7 protein-coding genes and 2 rRNA genes are annotated in these 16,415 nt (G+C 68.8%); 4 read left to right on the forward strand and 5 right to left on the reverse strand.

Annotation, left to right across the window (positions count from 1 at the left end; all coding sequences use genetic code 11):
• Window positions 1–34 precede the first annotated feature (34 nt).
• A 23S ribosomal RNA gene (locus tag ACWY4P_RS05025) occupies window positions 35–3,155 on the reverse strand.
• 289 nt (window positions 3,156–3,444) lie between these two features.
• A 16S ribosomal RNA gene (locus ACWY4P_RS05030) occupies window positions 3,445–4,972 on the reverse strand.
• The 16S and 23S rRNA genes sit together here, the layout of an rRNA operon.
• 590 nt (window positions 4,973–5,562) lie before the next feature.
• On the opposite strand from ACWY4P_RS05030, the gene ACWY4P_RS05035 reads away from it, so the two are divergent.
• Window positions 5,563–6,012, forward strand: coding sequence for a PTS sugar transporter subunit IIA (locus ACWY4P_RS05035; protein WP_456208912.1), 450 nt, complete (start codon window positions 5,563–5,565; stop codon window positions 6,010–6,012).
• A 97-nt stretch (window positions 6,013–6,109) separates the two neighbouring features.
• On the forward strand, window positions 6,110–7,780 hold the full coding sequence (gene ptsP / locus ACWY4P_RS05040; protein WP_456208913.1) for a phosphoenolpyruvate--protein phosphotransferase: 1,671 nt from the start codon (window positions 6,110–6,112) through the stop codon (window positions 7,778–7,780).
• Between the two features lie 126 nt (window positions 7,781–7,906).
• Here ptsP and ACWY4P_RS05045 read toward each other — a convergent pair whose 3' ends face one another.
• Both ACWY4P_RS05045 and ACWY4P_RS05050 read right to left on the reverse strand, forming a co-directional pair.
• Entirely contained in the window at window positions 7,907–8,860 is a 954-nt protein-coding gene (locus tag ACWY4P_RS05045) for a hypothetical protein (RefSeq protein WP_456208914.1), read from the reverse strand.
• Window positions 8,861–8,882: 22 nt separating this feature from the next.
• A complete protein-coding gene (locus tag ACWY4P_RS05050) occupies window positions 8,883–10,226 on the reverse strand; it encodes an MFS transporter (RefSeq protein WP_456208915.1) in 1,344 nt (447 codons plus the stop codon).
• Window positions 10,227–10,319: 93 nt separating this feature from the next.
• Here ACWY4P_RS05050 and ACWY4P_RS05055 point away from each other — a divergent pair, with 93 nt between their 5' ends.
• The gene (locus ACWY4P_RS05055) at window positions 10,320–11,639 is read left to right on the forward strand and encodes an aminotransferase class I/II-fold pyridoxal phosphate-dependent enzyme (RefSeq protein WP_456208916.1); all 1,320 of its coding nucleotides are present in this window, start codon (window positions 10,320–10,322) and stop codon (window positions 11,637–11,639) included.
• A gap of 76 nt (window positions 11,640–11,715) precedes the next feature.
• Here the strand turns inward: ACWY4P_RS05055 and ACWY4P_RS05060 are convergent, their stop codons facing one another.
• Complete coding sequence (locus ACWY4P_RS05060) at window positions 11,716–13,746, reverse strand: acetoacetate--CoA ligase (RefSeq protein ID WP_456208917.1); 2,031 nt, start codon at window positions 13,744–13,746, stop codon at window positions 11,716–11,718.
• A 191-nt stretch (window positions 13,747–13,937) separates the two neighbouring features.
• Between ACWY4P_RS05060 and ACWY4P_RS05065 the strand changes: the two genes are divergently transcribed.
• Window positions 13,938–16,415: a glycoside hydrolase family 31 protein gene (locus ACWY4P_RS05065; protein ID WP_456208918.1), complete on the forward strand. Its 2,478-nt coding sequence runs from the start codon at window positions 13,938–13,940 to the stop codon at window positions 16,413–16,415.

The raw sequence follows: 16,415 nt of genomic DNA on the forward strand, positions 1-16,415 counted from the left end.
TTACTTCAGAACAACACAGTGGACGCGAGCAACTGAGGACAAGCCCTCGGCCTATTAGTACCAGTCAACTCCACCGGTCACCCGGCTTCCATATCTGGCCTATCAACCCAGTCGTCTACTGGGAGCCTTACCCCATCAAGTGGGTGGGAGCCCTCATCTCGAAGCAGGCTTCCCGCTTAGATGCTTTCAGCGGTTATCCCTCCCGAACGTAGCCAACCAGCCATGCCCTTGGCAGGACAACTGGCACACCAGAGGTTCGTCCGTCCCGGTCCTCTCGTACTAGGGACAGCCCTTCTCAAGACTCCTACGCGCACAGCGGATAGGGACCGAACTGTCTCACGACGTTCTAAACCCAGCTCGCGTACCGCTTTAATGGGCGAACAGCCCAACCCTTGGGACCGACTCCAGCCCCAGGATGCGACGAGCCGACATCGAGGTGCCAAACCATCCCGTCGATATGGACTCTTGGGGAAGATCAGCCTGTTATCCCCGGGGTACCTTTTATCCGTTGAGCGACGGCGCTTCCACAAGCCACCGCCGGATCACTAGTCCCGACTTTCGTCCCTGCTCGACCCGTCGGTCTCACAGTCAAGCTCCCTTGTGCACTTACACTCAACACCTGATTGCCAACCAGGCTGAGGGAACCTTTGGGCGCCTCCGTTACTCTTTAGGAGGCAACCGCCCCAGTTAAACTACCCACCAGACACTGTCCCTGATCCGGATCACGGACCCAGGTTAGACATCCAGCACGACCAGAGTGGTATTTCAACAATGACTCCACCATGACTGGCGTCACAGCTTCACAGTCTCCCACCTATCCTACACAAGCCGAACCGAACACCAATATCAAGCTATAGTAAAGGTCCCGGGGTCTTTCCGTCCTGCTGCGCGAAACGAGCATCTTTACTCGTAATGCAATTTCACCGGGCCTATGGTTGAGACAGTCGAGAAGTCGTTACGCCATTCGTGCAGGTCGGAACTTACCCGACAAGGAATTTCGCTACCTTAGGATGGTTATAGTTACCACCGCCGTTTACTGGCGCTTAAGTTCTCAGCTTCGCCACACCGAAATGTGACTAACCGGTCCCCTTAACGTTCCAGCACCGGGCAGGCGTCAGTCCGTATACATCGCCTTACGGCTTCGCACGGACCTGTGTTTTTAGTAAACAGTCGCTTCTCGCTGGTCTCTGCGGCCACCACCAGCTCCGAGCGCAAAGCCCATCACCAGCAATGGCCCCCCTTCTCCCGAAGTTACGGGGGCATTTTGCCGAGTTCCTTAACCATAGTTCACCCGAACGCCTCGGTATTCTCTACCTGACCACCTGAGTCGGTTTAGGGTACGGGCCGCCATGAAACTCGCTAGAGGCTTTTCTCGACAGCATAGGATCATCCACTTCACCACAATCGGCTCGGCATCAGGTCTCACCCCTTATGAGGGACGGATTTACCTACCCCTCGGGCTACACCCTTACCCCGGGACAACCACCGCCCGGGCTGGACTACCTTCCTGCGTCACCCCATCACTCACCTAATACAGGTCTGGTCCGTCGGCTCCACCACTCCCCTTCACCCGAAGGATCCAGGGCGGCTTCACGGACTTAGCATCGCCTGGTTCAGCGCTGGCGCTTCAAAGCGGGTACCGGAATATCAACCGGTTGTCCATCGACTACGCCTGTCGGCCTCGCCTTAGGTCCCGACTTACCCTGGGCAGATCAGCTTGACCCAGGAACCCTTAGTCAATCGGCGCACACGTTTCCCACGTGTGAATCGCTACTCATGCCTGCATTCTCACTCGTGAACCGTCCACAACTCGCTTCCGCGGCTGCTTCACCCGGCACACGACGCTCCCCTACCCATCACAACAGCCGTTAGGCCTTATGCTGCAATGACACGACTTCGGCGGTACGCTTGAGCCCCGCTACATTGTCGGCGCGGAATCACTTGACCAGTGAGCTATTACGCACTCTTTCAAGGATGGCTGCTTCTAAGCCAACCTCCTGGTTGTCTCTGCGACTCCACATCCTTTCCCACTTAGCGCACGCTTAGGGGCCTTAGTCGATGCTCTGGGCTGTTTCCCTCTCGACCATGGAGCTTATCCCCCACAGTCTCACTGCCGCGCTCTCACTTACCGGCATTCGGAGTTTGGCTAAGGTCAGTAACCCGGTAGGGCCCATCGCCTATCCAGTGCTCTACCTCCGGCAAGAAACACACGACGCTGCACCTAAATGCATTTCGGGGAGAACCAGCTATCACGGAGTTTGATTGGCCTTTCACCCCTAACCACAGGTCATCCCCCAGGTTTTCAACCCTGGTGGGTTCGGTCCTCCACGAAGTCTTACCTCCGCTTCAACCTGCCCATGGCTAGATCACTCCGCTTCGGGTCTTGGGCGCGCTACTCAACCGCCCTATTCGGACTCGCTTTCGCTACGGCTACCCCACACGGGTTAACCTCGCAACACACCGCAAACTCGCAGGCTCATTCTTCAAAAGGCACGCAGTCACGACGCAAGAACAAAGTCCTTGCGCGACGCTCCCACGGCTTGTAGGCACACGGTTTCAGGTACTATTTCACTCCGCTCCCGCGGTACTTTTCACCATTCCCTCACGGTACTATCCGCTATCGGTCACCAGGGAATATTTAGGCTTAGCGGGTGGTCCCGCCAGATTCACACGGGATTTCTCGGGCCCCGTGCTACTTGGGAAATACACAAGAGAGCCGTCATGATTTCAGCTACGGGGGTCTTACCCTCTACGCCGGGCCTTTCGCATGCCCTTCGCCTATCACAACGGTTTCTGACTCTCCGACCAGCCGGCAGACTGATCAAGCACACTCCCACAACCCCGTATGCGCAACCCCTGCCGGGTATCACACACATACGGTTTAGCCTCATCCGGTTTCGCTCGCCACTACTCCCGGAATCACGGTTGTTTTCTCTTCCTGCGGGTACTGAGATGTTTCACTTCCCCGCGTTCCCTCCACATACCCTATGTGTTCAGGTATGGGTGACAGCCCATGACGACTGCCGGGTTTCCCCATTCGGACACCCCCGGATCAAAGCTCGGTTGACAGCTCCCCGGGGCCTATCGCGGCCTCCCACGTCCTTCATCGGTTCCTGGTGCCAAGGCATCCACCGTGCGCCCTTAAAAACTTGGCCACAGATGCTCGCGTCCACTGTGCAGTTCTCAAGCAACGACCAGCCACCCGTCACCCACCCACAATCAGGGCAGTTCACCGGGACCGGCGTCAATGAGGAAGCAGGCTCTCGCCCGTGCCCTCAGACACCCAACAGCGTGCCCGACACAACCCGATGATCAAAACCCTGTTCCACGCCCCCGAAGGAGCAGTACTAGAGGCTTTCACACCTGACTGTGCCGAGTAGTCAACGTTCCACCCATGAGCAACCGTGCGAGTCATGCGCTCGCAGTCGGCTATGTGCTCCTTAGAAAGGAGGTGATCCAGCCGCACCTTCCGGTACGGCTACCTTGTTACGACTTCGTCCCAATCGCCAGTCCCACCTTCGACGACTCCCTCCCACAAGGGGTTGGGCCACCGGCTTCGGGTGTTACCGACTTTCGTGACGTGACGGGCGGTGTGTACAAGGCCCGGGAACGTATTCACCGCAGCAATGCTGATCTGCGATTACTAGCGACTCCGACTTCATGGGGTCGAGTTGCAGACCCCAATCCGAACTGAGACCGGCTTTTTGAGATTCGCTCCACCTCACGGTATCGCAGCTCATTGTACCGGCCATTGTAGCACGTGTGCAGCCCAAGACATAAGGGGCATGATGACTTGACGTCGTCCCCACCTTCCTCCGAGTTGACCCCGGCAGTCTCCTGTGAGTCCCCATCACCCCGAAGGGCATGCTGGCAACACAGAACAAGGGTTGCGCTCGTTGCGGGACTTAACCCAACATCTCACGACACGAGCTGACGACAGCCATGCACCACCTGTACACCGACCACAAGGGGGCACCCATCTCTGGATGTTTCCGGCGTATGTCAAGCCTTGGTAAGGTTCTTCGCGTTGCGTCGAATTAAGCCACATGCTCCGCCGCTTGTGCGGGCCCCCGTCAATTCCTTTGAGTTTTAGCCTTGCGGCCGTACTCCCCAGGCGGGGAACTTAATGCGTTAGCTGCGGCGCGGACAACGTGGAATGTCGCCCACACCTAGTTCCCAACGTTTACGGCGTGGACTACCAGGGTATCTAATCCTGTTCGCTCCCCACGCTTTCGCTCCTCAGCGTCAGTATCGGCCCAGAGATCCGCCTTCGCCACCGGTGTTCCTCCTGATATCTGCGCATTTCACCGCTACACCAGGAATTCCGATCTCCCCTACCGAACTCTAGCCTGCCCGTATCGAATGCAGACCCGGGGTTAAGCCCCGGGCTTTCACATCCGACGTGACAAGCCGCCTACGAGCTCTTTACGCCCAATAATTCCGGACAACGCTTGCGCCCTACGTATTACCGCGGCTGCTGGCACGTAGTTAGCCGGCGCTTCTTCTGCAGGTACCGTCACTTTCGCTTCTTCCCTGCTGAAAGAGGTTTACAACCCGAAGGCCGTCATCCCTCACGCGGCGTCGCTGCATCAGGCTTTCGCCCATTGTGCAATATTCCCCACTGCTGCCTCCCGTAGGAGTCTGGGCCGTGTCTCAGTCCCAGTGTGGCCGGTCGCCCTCTCAGGCCGGCTACCCGTCGTCGCCTTGGTAGGCCATCACCCCACCAACAAGCTGATAGGCCGCGGGCTCATCCTGCACCGCCGGAGCTTTCCACCCAGTAAGATGCCTCACCAGGTAATATCCGGTATTAGACCCCGTTTCCAGGGCTTGTCCCAGAGTGCAGGGCAGATTGCCCACGTGTTACTCACCCGTTCGCCACTAATCCCCAGCCGAAGCCGGTTCATCGTTCGACTTGCATGTGTTAAGCACGCCGCCAGCGTTCGTCCTGAGCCAGGATCAAACTCTCCGTGAATGCTTCCGGGCTATCCCGGCAACACCACGAGAGCGGAGCGGAACCGGAGGAATAATCCAGCCCGCTCACAGCGTCCTCGCTGTGTGTTTTCTTCAAAGGAACCTCGTCCGACCAAACCGATCCGGATCGAACCGGCCGATCGTACGGGGTATCAACATATCTGGCGTTGACTTTTGGCACGCTGTTGAGTTCTCAAGGAACGGACGCTTCCTTTGAAACCGTTTCACCGGTTTCTCCGGGCGCTTCCCTTCGGTGTTTCACACGCTATCAGACCGATTTCGTTTCTCCGAATCCGTGCTTTTCGCGGACATGCGAAAGCTGATCCGAAGATCTGTCGTCAGGTGACTGATGGCGCTGCCTCGACCTGGATGTGTCCGCAGTGGACTGCGGCGCTTCATCCGGGGCAGGGGTACGACAGTACAACCCTCGCGCAGCCGTGGCAAATCGATTCGGTGCCCCATAGGTGCCCTTCGGCCTGCACAGCTTGTGCGGAATCCGCAGTTCCTATGACTTACGCTTCTGGGCAGTGCGCTGCCCGGGACGGGCAGTGACAGTGCGTGACGATTTCTCCACCCCCTGGGAGGCTTCCTATGACCACCGTGACCTCCCCGCTCGCCGGGCGTGTGATCGGACTCGCGGCGGTGCCCGATCCGGTGTTCTCCGGGGCGATGGTCGGTCCCGGCACCGCGATCGATCCCGTGCTCGAGCCCTCCGTGGCGGTGGCGCCGGTCGATGGCATCGTCGTCTCGCTCCATCCCCACGCGTTCGTCGTCGTCGACGGGGAGGGGCACGGTGTGCTCACCCACCTCGGTATCGACACCGTTCAGCTGGCCGGCGAGGGGTTCGAGCTGCTGATCAACAAGGGCGACACCGTGCGGCGCGGCGACGCCGTGGTGCGCTGGGACCCCGCGGCCGTGGTGACCGCAGGGAAGTCGCCGGTCTGCCCGGTCGTGGCGCTTGAGGCCACCGCCGAGTCGCTGGCGGACGTCAGTGCGGATGTGGATGTGAAGTCCGGCGACACTCTCTTCAGCTGGGCATGAGCTCAGCGCCGGTCGGAGCCGGTCTGATCGGCCGTTATGGCGAGTAGACAACCACCGCGGCGGGTGATCCCGCCGCATCGAACCGGAGACGGGTGTAATGGAGACAACGCTGCGAGGCGTCGGCGTGAGCCACGGGGTGGCGATCGGCGAGGTCCGGCACATGGGGACCGCGGTTCTGGAGCCGCCGGCGAAGCAGATTCCGTCGGACGAGGCACCGCGCGAGCAGGGACGTGCCCGACAGGCGGTTGAGGCTGTGGCCGCTGATCTGATGGCGCGCGGCAACCTGGCGGGCGGCGAGGCGCAGGCCGTGCTCGAGGCGCAGGCCATGATGGCGCAGGACCCGGAGCTGATGGCCGATGTCGAGCGGCGTATCGCCGTGGGCAGCACCGCCGAGCGCGCGGTGTACGACGCCTTCGCCGCGTACCGGGCGCTGCTGGCCGGGGCAGGTGAGTACCTGGCCGGACGAGTGGCCGATCTGGACGATGTGCGGAACCGGATCGTGGCCCGGCTGCTGGGGGTGCCGATGCCCGGTGTGCCCGACAGCGACCAGCCCTATGTACTGATCGCCCGGGACCTGGCCCCTGCCGACACGGCGCTGCTCGACCCCACCCTGGTGCTCGGGTTCGTGACCGAGGAGGGCGGGCCGACGAGTCACAGCGCGATCCTCGCGCGCGCCTTGGGTGTGCCCGCGGTGGTGGCGCTGCCCGGCGCCGGTGAGCTGGTCGAGGGGACCTTGATCGCCGTCGACGGCAGCACGGGAGAGATCTTCGTGTCCCCGAACGCGGAGAAGCAGGCCGAGCTGGCCCGGGCCGCGGAGGAGCGAAAGGCCGCGCTGGCCGCGTCCTCCGGGCCGGGTGCGACATCGGACGGGCACAAGGTGCCGCTCCTGGCGAACATCGGCGGCCCGGCGGATGTCGCCGCGGCCGTGGAGGCCGGTGCCGAGGGCGTGGGGCTGTTCCGCACGGAGTTCCTCTTCCTCGACGACAGCGCCAAGGCGCCCTCGGAGGAGAAGCAGGTCGAGGCGTACCGCAAGGTGCTGGAGGCCTTCCCCGAGGGCCGGGTCGTGGTGCGGGTCCTGGACGCGGGCGCCGACAAGCCGCTGGACTTCCTCACCCCGGCCGACGAGCCGAACCCGGCACTGGGTGTACGGGGGCTGCGGACCCTGCTCGACCACCCGGATGTGCTGCGGACGCAGCTGACGGCGCTGGCCAAGGCCGCGGCGGGGCTGCCGGTCTATCTGGAGGTCATGGCCCCGATGGTGGCCGACCGGATCGACGCCAAGGCGTTCGCCGACGCGTGCCGGGAGGCGGGGCTGCGGGCCAAGTTCGGCGCGATGGTGGAGATTCCGTCCGCCGCGCTGCGGGCGCGCTCGATCCTCCAGGAGGTGGAGTTCCTGTCGCTGGGCACCAATGACCTGGCGCAGTACACCTTCGCCGCGGACCGCCAGGTCGGCGCTGTGTCGCGGCTGCAGGACCCGTGGCAGCCGGCGCTGCTCGATCTGGTGGCCGCTTCGGCCGAGGCCGCGCGGGCCGAAGGCAAGAGCTGCGGCGTGTGCGGTGAGGCCGCGTCGGATCCGCTGCTCGCGTGCGTGCTGACCGGCCTGGGCGTCACCAGCCTCTCCATGGGCTCCGCGGCGATTCCGTATGTGCGCGCCACGCTGGCCAAGCACACGCTTGCCCAGTGCGAGCGGGCGGCTGCCGCGGCCCGCGCGGCGGACACCGCCGAGGACTCGCGCGTCGCCGCGCAGGCGGTGCTGTCCGGCGAGTGAGCCGGTGATGTGAGGCCTGTCCCCTGGGGGCGTCCCGCCGCGGTCTGCGCGGTGGGGCGCCCCTTGGGCGTCCGTCCCCTGTGGCCCCTGAGCGGCTGTGACAGCTGGGCGTCTGTGCCGGGTGGGTCAATCCCCTTCCGGGTCGGCGGGCTTCGGTTCCTTGGGCCCTCCGTCGTCCGAGCTGTCCGGGGTGTCCGGGCCGGGCAGCGGGATGCCGGGCCGGTACTCGACGCCGTGCTCCGGCGGGACCGGCTCGCCGGTGTCCGCGTCCGTGCAGTACGCGCTGAAGACCTCCGCCTCGCTCAACGGCCGCAGCCAGCCCTGGTGCAGCGACCAGCCGCGGACCGTGTCCGGGGCGCCGGGCACGGTGGTGCGCAGCACGACGCCGCCAGGGCTGTTCGTGGCGATCCCGCACGCCAGCACGGTGCTGAAGATCAGAGCCTCGGTGCTGTCGAGCTCCACCGGCCGCTCCCCCGTCGCTTCCGCGTGCACCACGGCCACGAGCGGGGCACCGCTCGCCGCGACGCTGCACACCACGTGGTGGCTGCCGGGCCCGGCCGCCGTAAGCAGTCGCCGCAGCGCGGCCTGGGCTCGGCGGAACGCGGCGTGGCCCGGGTCGTCCGGGCACCCGCAGCCGCCCGCGCGGGACAGCAGGGCCGTGGCGTACTCCCAGGTGGCCTGCTGCTCGGCCGCGCCGATGAGCCGCTGGAGAAGCTGGTCGAGCGGCTGGCCCTCGTAGGTCACGGTCGGGCCCGCGGCGGCCACCTCGGCCGTGTAGCGGGTGCGGGCGGCGGAGGTGTCGGGGTCGATGCCGGAGTCCGCGCAGAACTCCTCGAACTCGACCGGGTCGAACAACGCGATGGACGTGTGCACGCCCTGTGACGCGAGCATCCGCAGCAGCCCCTCCGTCTGCCGCAGATACGCGGTGTGGTCGTCGAAGGCGAACGACGCGTACCGCCGCATGGCCGCGAAGTCCTCCTCGTCGGCCAGCAGCGCCACGGTGCTGGGCGCTTCTCTGCGCAGCGCGCGCCGCGCGGTGCGCTCCCTCCGGTGCGTGCCGCCTTGTGTGGTGTGCGCCATGACTCCCCCTCAGCGCGGTCGATCAGTGCTCACTCACCGTAACCGGGGGCACTGACAACGCTCCGCCGACGCGGTCTTTGACCAGGTGGCGCTGGGCGCCGCAGACCACGGCGAGGCCCGCACCGAAGCCGAGCCAGCCCAGCGGGCCGGCCGCCATCGCCGCGGTCACCGCCAGCGGACCCGCGCTGCGCTGGGCGGCCTGGGCGAGGCCGTGCACGCCGAGGTACGCGCCTTGCGCGGTGGGTGGGGCGAGGGAGACGGACAGTTCCCAGGACGCGGTGGCGTGCAGCATCTCCGCGACGGTGAACGCGCCGGCGGCGACGATCAGTGCGGCGGTGGCGGCCCACCGCGCGTCGGCGACCGACACGGCCAGCGCGGCCCCGCCGGTCAGGAAAGCCGCGGCCAGGGGCAGGAGGGTGTTGCGGGCGGCGTGCGGGGTGGCCCCGAAGCGTGCGAAGGGGACCTGGAAGAGCACCACGAGCACGTTGTTGAGGACCAGCAGCAGGGGCACCAGCTGGTGCGGGGCGCTCGTGGCGGTCACGGTCCACAGGGCGAGGCCGATCTTGAACACGGAGTCGTCGAGGAAGAGGACGATTTCGCTGGCGGTGTAGGCGAGGTAGCGGCGGTCCCGCCAGGGGTTGGGCGCGCGGGTGGCCGCGGCCGCCCGCGCGGGGTCAGGACCGGGCTCGGGTCCAGGCTCGGGTCCGGGTTCGGTTTCGGGTTCGGTCTGCGGCGCGGACGCGCTGTGGGTGACGACGCGTGAGTGCGACGGCGGCTCCGCGCAGCGCAGGGTGAGCAGGGCGGAGGCGACGAAGGAAACGGCGTCGCCGATCAGGAGCCAGCGGTAGACGGCGACGTTGCCCACGGTGAGCGCCGCGGCCGCCGCGAGCCCGCCGACGGCCCAGCCGCTGTTGGCGACCGTGCGGTTGATGGCCTGGTAGCGGGCGCGGTCGGGGCCCGCGACACGGGTCGCGTACAGCTTGGTGAGGACCGAGGACGCCCGGTCGCCGAGGCTGCCGACGGCCTGGATGACCAGCAGCAGGCGCAGATCCACGGTGGTGAGGAGGGCGAGCGAGGCAGCGGCGCGCACGGCCTGTACGAGGGCCAGGAGCGGGCGCAGCGGGACGCGGTCGGCGAGGAGGCCGCCGAGGGGCGGGCCCGCGATGCCGATGGCGCCGGAGACGGCGAGCAGGAGGCCGATCTCGGCGGTGGTGAGGCCGGCGGCGTAGGTGAAATAGAGGGCGGCCGTGGCCGCCCACAGCCCCGAGCCGACCCGGTCGACGAAGGTGACCAGCAGCATGCGGCGGCCGTCCGTGCCGCCGGGTATGCGCTTGAGCGGATTGGTGAGGCGGCGTTGCCCGGTCACCCTGTTCCCCCCTTGTCTCACGATGTTCCCCCTGTCTCACGGTCTTCCGGTCTTCCCTTGACCCGGCTTTTGTATTGGTACAGAATTTCTTCTGTGGCGACACAATATGAGATCACTGGTGGCACAGCCAAGGGGATTGCCGCGTCGATAGAGCAGGGAGTCGTGGAGGGTGCGCTGCCTCCCGGCACCGTCCTGCCCCCGGTGCGCCGGCTCGCCGAGCGGCTCGGGGTCAGTCCGGGCACCGTCGCGACCACGTACAAGGAGCTGCGGCGGCGCGGGATCGTGGTGACGCAGGGGCGTGGCGGCACGGTGGTCTCGGAGGCGCCCGCGGTCGCCTCGCGCCGGCCGCCGCCGGTGCCCGAGGGCGTACGCGACCTGGCCGGCGGCCATCCCGACCCCGCCTTCCTGCCCACCCTTCCGGCGCCCGTCCAGCTCTCCCCCGGCGCCCGCTCGCACCGCTCACGCCCCCGGCTGGCGGCCCTGGAGGAGCTCACCCGCGCCTGGTACGAGCGCGACGGGGTCCCGTCCGGGCAGGTCACCTTCGCGCACGGCGCGCTCGACTGCGTCGCCCGGCTGCTGTCGGTCGAGCTGCGGCCCGGCGACGCGGTGGCGATGGAGGACCCCGGATACCACCATCTGCTCGACCTCGTCCCCGCGCTCGGGCTGCGGAGCGTGCCGGTGGCGGTGGACGACGAGGGGATGCGGCCGGAGGCGCTGCGGGCGGCGCTGCGGGCCGGGGTGCGCGCGGTGGTGTGCAGCCCGCGGTCGCAGAACCCGTACGGCGGGTGCTTCTCGGCCGAGCGCCGGGACGCGCTGCTGGAGGTGCTGGGCGCCGCCTCGGAGGTGCTGGTGGTGGAGAACGACCACGCCTCCGACGTCGCGGGCGCGCCGCTGTACTCACTGACCGCGGGCGGCCTGCCGCGCTGGGCACAGGTGCGCACGGTCTCCAAGCACCTGGGCACGGACCTGCGGTGGGCCGCGCTCGCCTGCGACCGTACGACGCTGGCGCGCCACGACGGCCGGATGCTGCTGACCTCGGGCTGGGTGAGCCATGTCCTACAGGAGACCGTGGCGCGGCTGATGACCGACCCCGCGACCGAGGATCTGGTCGCCGAGGCGCGGTCGGCCTACGCGCGGCGGCGGGCGGCCCTGGTCGCGGAGTTGACGGGGCGCCGGATCGCCGTGCACGGGGCGAGCGGGCTGAATGTGTGGGTGCCGGTTCGGGACGAGGCGGCGGTGATCAACGGGTTGCGGACGCACGGGTGGTGGGTCGCGGCCGGGGCCCGGTTCCGGCAGGCGTCAGGGCCCGGGGTGCGGATCACCACGGCAGGCCTGGAGGTGGCCGAGGCCGCGCGTCTGGCCGCGGACTTCGCGGCCGTGCTGGACGAGTCGCAGCCGACGTACGGCGGGTGAGGGGTGGGGGCGGTGCCGGTGCGGCCGGAGGCCGACGGCACCCGTACCCACACCAGCGCCCTCACCCGCGGCGGCGTCAGGCACCCGGCCGGGTCGGCCTCTCGCGCGCCAGGCGCTCGTAGAAGCGCAGCAGCTCCACGTCGTCGACCGAGCCCGGGTTGACGGCCTTGTCCAGGGCGGTGCCCTGTAGCAGGCGCTTGACCGGCACCTCGATCCGCTTGCCGGTGAGGGTGTGCGGCACGCCGGGCACCTCGATGATCTCGTCGGGCACATGGCGCGGGGAACACTGTTCGCGGATGGTGCGCTTGATGCGGTCGCACAGCCCCGCGTCGAGGGTGGCGCCCGGAGCGAGGTGGACGAACAGCGGCATCCAGTAGCCGCCGTCGGGCTGTTCGACGCCGATGACGAGGGATTCGCGGATCTCGGGGAGGCGCTCGACGGCCTCGTAGATGTCCGCGGACCCCATCCGTACGCCCTGCCGGTTGAGCGTGGAGTCGGAGCGGCCGTGGATGACGACCGAGCCGCGCGAGGTGAGGGTGATCCAGTCGCCGTGCCGCCAGACCCCGGGGAACATGTCGAAGTAGCTGTCGCGGTAGCGGCTGCCGTCCGGGTCGTTCCAGAAGCGGACCGGCATGGACGGCATGGGTTGGGTGACCACCAGCTCGCCGACCTCGTCGAGCACCGGCTCGCCGCCCGGGTTCCAGGCCTGTAGATCCGTGCCGAGCCCGGGGGCCTGTAGCTCCCCGATGTGGACCGGGAGGGTGGGGACGGCGCCCGCGAAGCAGCTGCACACGTCCGTGCCGCCGCTGACCGAGGCGATCCACATGTCGCCCGGGCCGGCGGCGAACTCGTCGTGGATCCAGCGGAAGCCGTCCGGCGGCAGTGGGGAGCCGGTGGTGGCGACACAGGCGACGCGCGAGAGGTCGAAGTCGCGGGCCGGGTGGACCCCGGCCTTGCGGCAGGCCATGACATAGGCCGCCGAGGTGCCGTAGAGCATGGTCCCGGTGCGTTCGGCGATACGCCACTGGGCGGCGGTGTCCGGGTAGCCGGGGCTGCCGTCGTAGAGGACGACGGTGGTGCCCACCAGCAGGCCCGACACCAGGAAGTTCCACATCATCCAGCCGGTGGAGGTGTACCAGAAGAACCGGTCGCCGGGCCCCAGGTCGCAGTGCAGGCCCAGCTGCTTGAGGTGCTCGATCAGGATGCCGCCCTGGGACTGGACGATCGCCTTGGGCAGTCCGGTGGTGCCCGAGGAGTAGAGCACCCACAGGGGGTGGTCGAACGGCACCTGCTCGAAGACCGGTTCCGCCTCCTCGCGCACGATGGCGTCCCACTCCAGCGCGCCCTCGGGGGCGGGGGTGCCCAGCAGCGGGATGTGGACGACGGCGCGCAGGGTGGGCAGTTCGCGGCGCAGCTCGGCGACCGTCTCGGTGCGGTCGTGTGCCTTGCCGCCGTAGCGGTAGCCGTCCACGGTGAACAGGACCACCGGCTCGACCTGCTGGAAGCGGTCCAGGACGCTGCGCGCGCCGAAGTCGGGGGCGCAGGAGGTCCATACGGCGCCGACGGCGGCGGTGGCCAGGAGCGCGACGACCGCCTGCGGGATGTTGGGGAGGTAGCCGCTGACCCGGTCTCCGGGGCGTACGCCCAGCCGGCGCAGTTCGGCGGCGGCCGCGCCGACCTGGCCGCGCAGCGCGGCCCAGCTGACGGGCCGCGGCTCATGGCTCTCGTCGACGTGGAGCAGCGCGGGTCCGGCGGCGCGGGCGGGGTCCTCGGCGGCGCGCAGCGCGTGTTCGGCGTAGTTGAGGGTGGCGCCGGGGAACCACTGGGCGCCGGGCATGGCGGCGTCGCCGAGCACGGTGTCGTACGGGGCGGCGAAGCGCACCTCGAACCACTCGGCGACCGCCTGCCAGAAGCGTGCGAGCTCCGTGACGGACCAGCGGTGCAGCGCCGCGTAGCTCGCCGCCGGGTCGCCGGGGTCGGGCGCGGGGGCGCCGTGCCGCTCGGCCGCCCAGGTGTGGAAGCGGGTGAGCTGCGCCCGGGCGATCCGCTCGGGGCCCGGCTGCCACAGGGGTCGCGGCAGGTGGTCTGGGTGCGCTGCGGTGGTCATCTGTCGGCTCCCGGCTCCCGGCGGTGCGCGCGGCTACGCGTGGTGTGTCCGTGCAGGACGATGCCATGTGATCGACTTGGGCACCAGGGCCGCCACTCCACATCGGGGGTGGTGGGGATGTGTGGGGACCACGGGTGAACGGCAGTTGAACGCCGCACGCACGGGGCGCCGTCAGTGGCAAGGTGATCATCATGGATGCGCGTGACCTGGTGCGGTCGGTGAAGGTGGTCAGTACGGCGCAGGGGCTCAGGTCGCTGCGCTCGGCGTGGCGGCGGCGGCGTTCCGACGCGGTCGGGCTGCCGCGGCGGGGGCCGGAACGCGCGCGGGTGCCGGGCCTGGTGCGGGGGGCGGACCCGGAGCCGGGGGGTGGGGTGGTGTGGTTCGCGCGGTCCTCGCTGCGGGTGCGGGTGACCGTGGGCGGCGCGGTGTTCTGCGGCTGGGACGGCGCCGAGCCGGAGCCCTCGTACGCGCTGGACGGGCCCTGCCCGGACGCGGACGAGCGGGTGCGGCTCGAGCCGGACACGGACGGCGGCTGGCGGGTGGTCGCCGAGCGGGTGACGGTGACGGTCTCGCGGAACGGGGCGGTGGAGGTGCGCACCCCGGGCGGGGTGGTGCTGCGGCGGGATCTGCCGCCGCGCTGGTGGGAGCCGGCAGGCGGCGACGGGCCGGGCGCGGACACCAAGGGACAAGCCGATGGACAAGCCGATGGACATGCCAAGGTACAAGCCGATGGTCACGGGGCGGGCGGTGACGTCCCGGGCACCGGCGGCGTGGCGGCGCGGTGGGAGCAGCGGTCGCAGGTCGCGGCGGACGCGCGGTTCTTCGGGCTCGGCGGGCGGGCGGCCGGGCCGCGGCTGCGGGACGGCTCGTACCGGCTGTGGAACACCGATCCGGGCGGCAGCTTCGAGCCGGGGGACGACCCTCTGTATCTGACCATTCCGGTGCAGCTGGTGGTGGCGGACGCCGGCACCCATCTGGTGTTCCACGACAACTCGTGGGACGGCACGGTCACCCTGCGGGAGGGCGAGGAGGGCGCGGGGTCCGGGCACGACCGGCCGGGCGGCTGCCGGACACGGATGGAGGGCGGCCCGCTGCGCTACTGGGTGATCGTGGGCACGCCGGCCCGGGTGCTGCAGGGCTGGGCGGCGCTCACGGGCGCTGCCGCGGTGCCGCCGAGCTGGGCGCTGGGCTACCACCACGCCCGCTGGGGGTTCGGCGGCCAGGAGGAGGTGCGGCGGGTGGTCGCGGGCTACCGGGAGCGGGGGCTGCCGCTGTCGGCGCTGCACCTGGACATCGACCACCTCGCCGGGCACCGGGTGTTCACGGTGGACACCGCGCGGTTCCCCGATCTGCCGGGGCTGGCGGCGGAGTTGCGGGAGGGCGGGACACGGCTGGTGTCGATCGTCGATCCGGCGGTGAAGGCGGAGCCGGGCGACGCGGTGTACGACAGCGGCGCGGCGGAGGACGTGTTCGTACGCGACACTCGCGGGCGCGAGGTGCGCGGGGTGGTCTGGCCGGGCGAGGCGGTGTTCCCCGACTTCACCGATCCGCGGGTGCGCAAGTGGTGGGGCGGGCTGTACGCGGAGCGGCTGGGGCAGGGCTTCTCCGGGGTGTGGCACGACATGAACGAGCCGGTCTCCTTCGCGGCCTTCGGCGATCCGACGCTGCCGCGCTCGGCCCGGCACGCGCTGGAGGGCCGGGGCGGCGACCACCGCGAGGCGCACAACGTCTACGGCCTGGAGATGGCGCGGGCCGGCTACGAGGGGCTGCTGGAGCTGCGGCCCGAGGAGCGCCCGTTCCTGTTCTCCCGCTCGGGGTGGGCGGGGCTGCAGCGGTACGGGGGCAGCTGGTCCGGGGACGTGGCGACCGGCTGGCCGGGGCTGCGCGCCTCGCTGTCCCTGGTGCTGGGGCTGGGCCTGTCGGGGGTGCCGTTCTCCGGTCCGGACGTCGGCGGGTTCACCGGCAGCCCGTCCCCCGAGCTGTATCTGCGCTGGTTCCAGCTGGCGTCGTATCTGCCGCTGTTCCGCACCCATTCGGCGATCTGGGCGGGGCGGCGGGAGCCGTGGGAGTTCGGGCCGCGGGTCCTGGAGCACGCGGCGGCCGCGCTGCGCGAACGGCAGCGGCTGCTCCCGTACTTCGTCACGCTGGCGCACGAGGCCCGGCGTACCGGGGCCCCGTACGCGCGCCCGGTGTGGTGGCGCTGGCCCAAGGACCGGGCGCTGCGCGACTGTGAGGACGCCTTTCTGCTGGGGGACGCGCTGCTGGTGGCGCCGGTGCTGGAGGAGGGCGCCGAGCGGCGGTCGGTGCGGCTGCCGCGTGGCCGCTGGTACGACACGGCGACCGGCCGGGCGTACGAGGGACCGGGGCGGGTGGTGCTGGACGCCCCGCTGTCGCGCGTCCCGGTGCTGGCGCGGGCGGGTGCGGTGGTGCCGGTGGCGGGCGCGGACGGCGGGGTGGAGCTGGAGGTGTGGGCTCCGGCGCAGGAACGCGGGCGCGGCGGGACGCTGGTCGTGAACCCGGGCGACGGGTGGGACAAGCCGGAGGTGGTGCGGTTCACCACGCGGCTGCGGGACGGTGAGGTGGTGGTCGAGCGGCAGGGCGCGGCGGAGCCCGGGTACCCGGTGCGGGTGCGCGGTCAGGCGGCCGGGCAGCGGCCGGGCGGGCAGTAG

Source organism: Streptomyces sp. LZ34, from assembly GCF_053890475.1.

Excerpts from the sequence above, each read along its gene's own strand:
- ACWY4P_RS05035 (WP_456208912.1), top strand. The coding sequence starts at position 5,563 with ATGACCACCGTGACCTCCCCGCTCGCCGGGCGTGTGATCGGACTCGCG.
- ACWY4P_RS05060 (WP_456208917.1), bottom strand. The coding sequence starts at position 13,746 with ATGACCACCGCAGCGCACCCAGACCACCTGCCGCGACCCCTGTGGCAG.
- ACWY4P_RS05065 (WP_456208918.1), top strand. The coding sequence starts at position 13,938 with ATGGATGCGCGTGACCTGGTGCGGTCGGTGAAGGTGGTCAGTACGGCG.
- ACWY4P_RS05045 (WP_456208914.1), bottom strand. The coding sequence starts at position 8,860 with ATGGCGCACACCACACAAGGCGGCACGCACCGGAGGGAGCGCACCGCG.
- ptsP (WP_456208913.1), top strand. The coding sequence starts at position 6,110 with ATGGAGACAACGCTGCGAGGCGTCGGCGTGAGCCACGGGGTGGCGATC.